This is a genomic window from Pseudotabrizicola alkalilacus, from assembly GCF_003443995.1.
GTDB lineage: Bacteria > Pseudomonadota > Alphaproteobacteria > Rhodobacterales > Rhodobacteraceae > Pseudotabrizicola > Pseudotabrizicola alkalilacus.
On record NZ_QWEY01000030.1, the window covers coordinates 1 to 1,971 of the forward strand.

A 1,971-nucleotide genomic window follows, 5' to 3' on the forward strand; every position below is an offset into this window, starting at 1 on the left:
CATCGGCCCACCTTTGTGACGTGGAAACCCAAAGCCGGTGACCATGACAACATCAATATCACCTGCGCTTTCTGCGATGCCTTCTTTCAACAGCGCCTGACCTTCGGTCTGCATGATGCGCAGGATCCGGGCCGTGATCTCATCACCGGCAAACGTGCGCCGTGCGAGACCGGCGCGGGCGCTTTCCTCTGCGATGATGCGCTCCACTTCGGGGTCGGGTTTGGCGTGGCCTGTGGTGTAATCGTACCAGCCCTTGCCCGTCTTGCGCCCCAGCCGGCCTGCTTCACACAGCCGGTCTGCGATATGGGCGTAGCGTTCATTTGTTGGCCGGTTCGCGGCGCGGGCTTTGCGCTGCGCCCAGGCGATATCCAGCCCGCTCATGTCCTGCACCGCATAAATGCCCATGGCAAAGCCAAAGGCCTCCATCGCGGCGTCAATCTGCTGGGGCAGCGCGCCTTCTTCCAGCATGAATTCACACTCGCGACGATAGGCCGACATGATCCGGTTGCCGATAAAGCCGTCGCAAACGCCCGCCACCACTGCGATCTTGCCCAGACGCCGCGCCAGCGCCGCGCCCGTGGCAAGGGCCCGCGCCCCGGTCTGATCGGCCCGTACCACCTCCAGCAATTTCATCACATGCGCGGGGGCAAAGAAGTGCAACCCCAGAATGCGCGACGGATCGCGGGTCAGGACCGCGAGTTTATTGACATCGAGGTAAGAGGTGTTGCTTGCCAGAACCGCATTTGGCGGCATCACCGCATCAAGCCGCGCAAACACCTGCTGCTTGACAGCCATATCCTCAAAGACCGCTTCGATCACCAGCGGACAGTCGGCAAGGGTTGCATAGTCGTCGCCAGTGGTCAGGCGCGCCAGCGCAGCATCAGCCTTTTCCGGCGCAACAGCCCCCCGCTTTACGCTGGCGGCGAGCGTATCGGCGATACGGTCCTGCGCGGACGCGGCGGCAGATGCATCGCGTTCAGTCAGGTGAACCTCTGAACCGGACACCAAAAGCGCGGTGGCAATGCCGGCACCCATCGTGCCACCGCCGATCACACCAACGCGCGACAGGTCGGCGGGCACAGCCCCCCCGGCCACCAGGCTCTTTCCGGCCGCCCGTTCGGCAAAGAAAATGTGCCGCAAAGCCGCTGCCTCGGGCGAAGCCGACAACCGCAGGAACCGCTCACGCTCTGCCGCCAGTGCATCCGAAGCCGAAGCCGTGGTGGCAAAGCGCAATGCGGCCAAAGCCTCCAGCGGTGCGGCAGCACCACGGCCACGCTTGCGCAAGCCCGCCTCTTCTGCATCCCAATCAATCGGTGCACCCGTTATCAGAGTACGCGACAAGGTCGGACGGGGCGCACCCTGAGCCGCCAATGCGCGGGCCAGCCTTTCGGCAGTTGCAATCAGATCGCCCGAGGCAAGACAGTCGATCAGACCGCTGGCCTGTGCCTGCTCTGCGCCAACCGGCTTGCCCTTGGTGACCAGTGCAACCGCATCGACAATAGGGACCAGGCGCGGCAGGCGTACGGTGCCGCCAGACCCCGGAATGATACCAAGGTTGACCTCGGGCAGACCCATTTTTGCGGATGCACTGGCGACACGCCCATGGCAGGCCATCGCCAGTTCAAGCCCGCCCCCCAGTGCGGTGCCATGAATCGCCGCGACCCAAGGCACGGCGGAGGCTTCGATTGCGGCCAGAACGTCGGGCAACAACGGCGCCATGGGTGGTTTGCCAAATTCCCGGATATCGGCCCCGGCAACAAAACTGCGCCCAGCGCAGCACAACACCACCGCCTTTACCTCAGGCTGACGCGAAATCTGTTTCTGCGCGTTCAGCAGACCAGCCCGAACGGCTTGCCCAAGAGCATTCACAGGGGGGTTGTCAATGATGACCCGTGCCAGATCGCCGTGTATCTCTACAGTCACGCACTCCATCGCCGGACACCTCGCTTTGAATGATTGCTCCGCTTATAG

At 63.3% G+C, this 1,971-nt stretch carries 1 protein-coding gene; it reads right to left on the bottom strand.

Annotated elements, in window-relative coordinates; genetic code table 11:
* On the bottom strand, nt 1–1,932 hold a 1,932-nt coding region (locus D1012_RS21815), incomplete at its 3' end, for a 3-hydroxyacyl-CoA dehydrogenase NAD-binding domain-containing protein (protein WP_118156229.1).
* Between the last annotated feature and the right edge of the window lie 39 nt (nt 1,933–1,971).